The 6,214-nt window shown below is 42.4% G+C and carries 8 protein-coding genes; 4 read left to right on the top strand and 4 right to left on the bottom strand.

All coding sequences use genetic code 11. The features are described from left to right. Window positions 1-340: 340 nt before the first annotated feature. Entirely contained in the window at window positions 341-607 is a 267-nt protein-coding gene (locus tag H5993_RS06445; RefSeq protein ID WP_180871384.1) for a SemiSWEET family transporter, read from the bottom strand. 165 nt (window positions 608-772) lie between these two features. Further along, window positions 773-1,750, bottom strand: coding sequence for a LacI family DNA-binding transcriptional regulator (locus H5993_RS06440; RefSeq protein WP_180871383.1), 978 nt, complete (start codon window positions 1,748-1,750; stop codon window positions 773-775). Between the two features lie 204 nt (window positions 1,751-1,954). On the opposite strand from H5993_RS06440, the gene H5993_RS06435 reads away from it, so the two are divergent. The 4 genes from H5993_RS06435 to H5993_RS06420 all read left to right on the top strand — a co-directional run bounded on the left by H5993_RS06435 (window position 1,955) and on the right by H5993_RS06420 (window position 4,212). Next, window positions 1,955-2,227, top strand: coding sequence for an HU family DNA-binding protein (locus H5993_RS06435; protein WP_180871382.1), 273 nt, complete (start codon window positions 1,955-1,957; stop codon window positions 2,225-2,227). Between the two features lie 124 nt (window positions 2,228-2,351). Then, the gene (locus tag H5993_RS06430) at window positions 2,352-2,669 is read left to right on the top strand and encodes a PadR family transcriptional regulator (protein WP_180871381.1); all 318 of its coding nucleotides are present in this window, start codon (window positions 2,352-2,354) and stop codon (window positions 2,667-2,669) included. Continuing rightward, a complete protein-coding gene (locus H5993_RS06425) occupies window positions 2,666-3,271 on the top strand; it encodes a DUF1700 domain-containing protein (protein ID WP_204776697.1) in 606 nt (201 codons plus the stop codon). The genes H5993_RS06430 and H5993_RS06425 overlap by 4 nt, the downstream gene beginning before the upstream one ends. Further along, the gene (locus H5993_RS06420; RefSeq protein WP_180871379.1) at window positions 3,268-4,212 is read left to right on the top strand and encodes a DUF4097 family beta strand repeat-containing protein; all 945 of its coding nucleotides are present in this window, start codon (window positions 3,268-3,270) and stop codon (window positions 4,210-4,212) included. Before H5993_RS06425 ends, H5993_RS06420 begins: the two co-directional genes overlap by 4 nt. Window positions 4,213-4,259: 47 nt before the next feature. Here H5993_RS06420 and H5993_RS06415 read toward each other — a convergent pair whose 3' ends face one another. Both H5993_RS06415 and H5993_RS06410 read right to left on the bottom strand, forming a co-directional pair. Next, the gene (locus tag H5993_RS06415; protein ID WP_180871378.1) at window positions 4,260-5,429 is read right to left on the bottom strand and encodes an MFS transporter; all 1,170 of its coding nucleotides are present in this window, start codon (window positions 5,427-5,429) and stop codon (window positions 4,260-4,262) included. Between the two features lie 80 nt (window positions 5,430-5,509). Beyond that, the gene (locus tag H5993_RS06410) at window positions 5,510-6,211 is read right to left on the bottom strand and encodes an NAD-dependent protein deacylase (RefSeq protein WP_180871377.1); all 702 of its coding nucleotides are present in this window, start codon (window positions 6,209-6,211) and stop codon (window positions 5,510-5,512) included. Between the last annotated feature and the right edge of the window lie 3 nt (window positions 6,212-6,214).

Below are 6,214 nucleotides of genomic sequence, written 5' to 3'. Positions count from 1 at the left end.
TCATTTCCTATACTCGAACTCGTAGTCCCACAACCTGAAAATCAAAATATCAAAGCAAAGATAGCGGAGGTCATTTTATGATACGGACTCGCAGTCCCTGAGGTTATGGACGACCTTAGCTCTATCTTTAGGGTAATAAAAAAGTCCAGGATGGTAAAATTCATCCTGAACTAATCTTAGGTTGTTTGCATCCCCGAATGTTACTCAGTAACTAAGGTCAAAAAGCACGGCCTTAGCGGATAAGTGCGAACGAAAGGCCGATTCTAATGAATCAACCTTCGTTCTTCTTATCCCAACCAGGCCGTCAAGGAGCTTTTTTCCCACCCTCTTTATTTTCTCTTTACCAAGCGAAGCAGGTCGCGAAGGTAATAAAACTAAAGAAGATCCCAGGGAAGTTGGCCCAGAATACAAACCAGTCCCGATCTTGCTTAAAGTAAGCATAAATACTCCACAACGTACAGTTGACCCCAGCAACAAATGGTTGTAATGGCGCTGCGTATTGGCCATGCAAGTTGTTATAAATTTGAGCAATATAAGAAACGTACATTAAAATTGCAATCACGCTGGCGATCCGTCCAAGCCATAAAATAAACTTTTTTTCTTCCATTTGTTCCTTCTCCTTTTGAATAAAGCGTTTTCTTCTTTTCACACCGGCAATGATAGCGCTTATTTCATTCGCTGTCAACCGCTTGACAGTTAACTGCAACAAAAAAGAGCTGGTCGTAAACTTTATCCTAGCCAACTCTTCATTAATTTTTAAAGCTACCCTCGCTTAAGCCGTTGTTCCCGGAATTAATTTTACTGGTAAAGTCACTGAACTAACGCTTTGATCAGCTAATCGTTTTTGAAGAAGGTCAACTGCGACTTTCGCCATTTCCGCAATTGGTTGCTGAATCGTCGTTAAATCTGGGAATAATAATTGGGTTGAACTCGCCCCATCATAACCGATAACCTTAACGTCTTCTGGCACCCGTTTTCCAGCTTGTCGAGCTGCGTTGATTGCTAGCCGCGCGTTGGTATCATTATCGGCAAAAATTCCATCACACTCGGGATGATCAATAAAAATTTGTTTAAAGATTGCTGCCTTCTCCTCGTTTGGTGAATCGAAGCTAATTTCGTAAGTAATTTTTTCCATCCCGTGTTCATTCACTAATTCTTCGTATCCCCGCCGCCGTTCTTGGTTGGGCGTTGAACTTGTTGCCGGATAGTTAGTATGGATAATGTGCTGACAGCCGTCATCTAATAATCGTTGCGTTGCCAGCCGCCCGCCAGTATAGTTATCTGCCGCAACTACGGGGATTTGTTTGCTAACAATCCGTTCAATCGAGACAATTGGTAAGTTCGTATTATGATAGGCTTCAATTCCTTCGTTGTGGGCCCCCACAATCAAACCATCAATTTGTCCATTCAACAATAACTGTAAATATTGTTCCTCTTTTTGTGGGTTATTTTGACTATTGCCCATCACTACCCGGTAGCCAAGTTCATACAAGCGTTCTTCAAGTTCGGCTTCAAGCTCCCCAAAAAAAGGATTATTCACAGTTGGAAAAACCAATCCTACTAAATCAGTTTTTTGCTTGAACAGCTGGCGCGCCACCGCATTCGGACGGTAATTTAATTCTTCCATTGCTTGGTGAACCTTCTGGATAGTTTGCTTACTTAAGTACCCCCGATTATTTAAGACTCGCGATACCGTTGTAACTGAAACCCCTGCCCGTTCAGCAACATCTTGTAGTTTCACCCTTGTCATTCCATTTACTCCGTTCTCATAAGATAATTATTACCATTATAGCAAACTTTATCCTAACTTTGAAAACCCTTTCTATGTTTTTCTAATTCCCTAACTATCATTTTATCAATTTCCAGAAAACCTGATAATAATGCCTTGTTATCAACGATTAGCTATGGTATGCTTACCTATATCTTAAGAGATTATTTATCGGAGGGATTAGTAATGAACAAAGCAGAATTAGTAGGTAACGTTGCTACTGCCACTGGCTTAGCTAAGAAGGATGCTACGCGTGCCGTTGATGCCGTATTTAGCTCCATCCAAGCTTCCCTTGCAAAGGGTGAAAAGGTCCAATTGATCGGCTTTGGTAACTTTGAAGTTCGAAACCGGGCTGCTCGTAAGGGTCGTAACCCACAAACTGGGGCAGAAATTCAAATTCCAGCAAGCAAGGTTCCTGCTTTCAAGCCTGGTAAGGCTTTGAAGGACGCTGTTAAGTAATTCTTACTTAATTCAAAACACCACCATCGAGCATTCTTGATGGCGGTGTTTTTTTGTGCTTTTTATTTATTGACAGCATAATACTATATTCAATATAATATTATTGAAAGAAAGAGGTGGTGACATGAAAATTCCCGTTAGTGCTGATTTACTGGATGGTCTAGTTTTAGCCCTATTAAATCAACAAGACAACTATGGTTATGCAATTACCCAGGCCATGCAAGCCGCTATTCCAGTTTCAGAATCAACCTTATACCCAGTTTTACGAAGATTGAAAAAGGATGGTTTAGTGACCACCTATGATCAACCTTACCAAGGACGTAATCGCCGTTACTACCAAATTACTGATCTCGGTAAGACACGCTTAACCGTGATTACCGAGGAATGGAATCATTACAAGCAACAATTAGACCGCATCTTTAAGGGGGGATCAGACAGATGAATAGCGAAGTTAAACAATACCTTAGTGAATTACAACATCGTCTTCGGCGCCTACCGGCTGAAGATCTAGCTGAGGTCATGGAATACTATACCGAATACTGTGAAGACGCCAGTTTCACTAATCGACAAGCAGTCGAAAAAGCCCTCGGTAGCCCCCGAACTTTAAGTTTGCAAATCTTAGCCGAGCATAGTTTTGATGCTAAGCCACAGGGGCACTGGTGGCACCCAGAAACTAATATCAAAACGGCTTGGCTAGTTGTCTTAGCTCTCTTAGCTTCACCAGTAACCTTCTTTATTGGTATCATCTTACTAGCTGGATTAATTGCCGTAATCGCTGTGATTTTCTCAATCGTGGTTGCTGCCATTGCTTTAATTGGGAGCGCAATTTTGGTTACCGGCGCCTTTTTCTATGTCGGAATCGCCTTACTCTTTACGAAATTAGGCGTTGGGCTATTTTACCTTGGGTTAGGTTTCGCCTTCCTTGGGCTTGGTTTTCTCATCATTACCATTGGTACCTGGTTCTGCCTAGCATTAATCCGCTTAGTTACCCGTGGTTGCCAATGGCTATACCACCGCTTTGTTAAACGGGAGGGAGTAAAATGAAAAAACTTATCATTACTGGACTAACCTTCCTTGGACTTGGTTTAGTCCTTACCATTATTGGAATTGGCTTAGGTGGCAACCAGTCAGTGGAATTTAATGGTTTGCAACCAAAAGTCATCACTTCTAAAGTTATTCATCAAACTCATCAATTTGAGCAAGTTGATCAAGTTGATTTGAACGTTAACCAGGGGCAAGTCAACTTTAAAACTGGTAAACAATTTAAAGTAAGTTATCAAGGAAGCAAAGGGAGTGCCCCCCGAGTTACTCAAAGTGGTAACCAGGTAACCATCACCCAACCGAGAGCAACTAACCATTATCTTTTTATGAACTTTGGGCAATTAAATCATCACGCAATGCGTAATCAAATCACAATTACCTTGCCTAAAAAAGAACTCACTAAGCTGCAAATCACGAGTCACGATACCCGTATCTCAAGTGACGCCAAGTTTACGCTACAAACGCTCCAACTCGACTTGACCGATAGTGACTTTATGCTTAACCAAGCAACGGTTAAGCAATTAACTGCTAATGCTTCTGATACGGACATTACTTTAAACCACAGCCAGTTTAAGAACGGTGATTTAACTACTCACGATGGTGATGTAACGGTTAATAATACCGACTTACAGCAGGTTAAGCTCGACATCCATGATGGTGATAGCTACTTCCATCAAGTAACTGCTACTGGTGGTCAAGTCAACCTCGTCGATGGTGATCTGAATGCTCATGATTTGAAAATCCTACAAGGCTACGCGGTTAAGACCAATGATGGCGATGTTACCATTGTTAATCCACAAGCTGATGGTTACCAACTCCAAACTACCGATGGTGACCTTTACCTCTTTAACCAGCACCATGAAGGTGGGAGCCTCAGTCAAAACCCAACTGCATCCAATCGCCTTACCATTACAACTAGTGATGGGGATGTAATGGTTCGCTAGCTAAGAAAGCGGGTAGGAAGAAACCTCGCGTTTCTTCTTACCCGCTTCTATCCTCTCCGGATCCGAAAAGAGATCCCGAAGGCAAACATTAAGAAAACGATCACAATTAGGTATGGGACTTGGTAGTTCATGTCTAAAGTGGCACCAGAAAGTAAGGGGCCGACGATGTTACCGATACTGGTTAAAGACATGTTGACCCCATTAATTAACCCTTGATCGTGATCACTGGCTTTCGTAAGTAAAGTCGTAATTGCCGGTCGTAAAAGATCAAACGCTTCAAAACTAACCAAGGTAGCCACGATAATTTGCCAGTGCGAATGGTCATAAATAACAACAAAGGTTGCTAAGGCACTTAAAAAGTAACTATACCGAATTAAGCGGACTTCACCCAACCACATGGTTAATTTCTCAAAGAAAAAGACCTGGAGAATTAAAGAAATAATCCCATTGAGCGTTAAAACCGTGGCAATAGCTCCCAAACTAAATTGGTGGACTTCGTTAACATACAGACTGTAGATACTTTCAAAGCCGGCAAGGCCAAAAGAAGCCACGAAGATCATCAGAAATAAGGCTACTAGCTCTGGTGTTAATAACTCCTTTAGCTTATGCCACATGCCTTTTTCCTCATGATGATTGCTTTGATGGAGGACAATCCCGGCCTTCCGCTCATCTGGTAAACCAATTATCGCTACCACCACACTTAACGTTCCTAAAATTCCGGCAACCCAAAACGGAACCTTGTAACCATAAGTTGCCAGTAAGCCACCTAATCCTGGCCCTAAAATCAAGCCCCCGCTAAAGGCCGCTGATAGCCAGCCAATCACCTTAGCACGTTCCCGTTCGGTAGTAATATCTGCTGCTAATGCCATTGAGGTTGGGACAAACATAGCCGCTGATAAGCCATCAATTACCCGGGATAAATTAAATAACCATAAGTGGTTTGCGGCCGCAAAAATAAATTCACCGAGGGCAAAGATGATAATTCCCCAAACAAGCATTGGCTTCCGCCCCGTCTTATCTGAGATCCGACCAACTACTGGAGAAGCAATGAATTGGACTAACGCAAAGAGGGCTGACATCACCCCCATATCAAAAGCGGAAAAGTGGTACTCATTCTTAATAAAGGGCATTACTGGAAAGATCAAACTGATTCCCAAACAAATTAAAAATTCGCAGGCGAGAATGATCCAAATTGTGCGTTTTACCATTTTCGTCATGCTAAAGCATCTTCCTTTCTTAATTACTGTAAAGACAAACCGCCGTGGGGCTTCCCCTCATGGCGGTTATTTTTATTCACTTATTTAACTTGTAATTCGTTGAAAAATTCAACTGCATCTCCGGTTACCATCGAAAAGTCACCCGGTAATGACAATGGTTCTTGGTTAACGGCCAAAATTTTGGCGCCTGAATTAGCGTAGTTAAGTAATCCTGCAAACGGATAGACCTTCATCGAAGTACCAACAATTACTACTAGGTCTGCCGCTTGTAAGGCCGCTAACGATTGACTTAAAGCTACTTCGGGAATTGCTTCATCGTACAGGACAATATCTGGTCGCAAGCTTCCACCGTCAGCCTCATGAATTCGGCTCTTTAAGTAATCAGCTACCGGAACCGTTTGGTGGCACTTTTCGCAGTAAACCCGTTCCAGCGTCCCGTGAAAATTAATCAAGTGCTTAGTGTGGGCCTTTTCGTACAAGCCATCAATATTTTGGGTGATTACCGTTGCCCGATCCGCTTGGGTAAACGCCGCTTGTTTTTCATGAATGACATTGGGCTTAGCATCCGGGAAGTATAGATTATCCTTGCAGAACCGATAAAAGCCCTCTGGATCACTCATAAAGTAACGGTGGCTAAGGTAGTATTCAGCATTTTTATTTTTAGTATATAGCCCATTGGCCGACCGAAAATCCGGAATTCCGGACGCCGTTGAAACTCCCGCTCCCGTCATAAAAACAATGTGTTGCGCTTGATCAAATAAGGTTTGGATCGCTCCATCCATGTA

Source organism: Limosilactobacillus alvi (assembly GCF_016900115.1).
GTDB lineage: Bacteria > Bacillota > Bacilli > Lactobacillales > Lactobacillaceae > Limosilactobacillus > Limosilactobacillus alvi.
The sequence above is the reverse complement of the archived record's forward strand: the minus strand, read 5'-3'. Positions and strand labels throughout refer to the sequence as shown.